General features: G+C 54.7%; 1 pseudogene. It reads left to right on the forward strand.

Going from position 1 to position 298, the window contains the following annotated elements:
• Positions 1-298: pseudogene (gene alaS, locus STRDD11_RS13455) on the forward strand (alanine--tRNA ligase); the annotation flags it as partial.

The following is a 298-nucleotide window of genomic DNA, read 5'->3' on the forward strand; positions in this document are numbered from 1 at the left end:
CATGAAAAACCACACGGCCACTCACCTGCTTCATGCAGCCCTGCACAATATTCTGGGCAAGCATGCCACCCAGGCCGGCTCCCTCAATGAAGTGGACTTCCTGCGTTTCGACTTCACCCATTTCCAAGCGGTGACAGCAGAAGAACTGCGGGCCATCGAGCAGCAGGTCAATGAAAAGATTTGGGAAGCCATCGCTATCGAAACGGTGGAGACCGACATTGACACCGCCAAGGAAATGGGAGCCATGGCTCTCTTTGGTGAGAAGTACGGCAAGGAAGTCCGAGTTGTCACCATCGGC

This window comes from Streptococcus sp. DD11 (assembly GCF_001578865.1).
In the GTDB taxonomy this organism is placed as follows: Bacteria; Bacillota; Bacilli; order Lactobacillales; family Streptococcaceae; genus Streptococcus; species Streptococcus panodentis.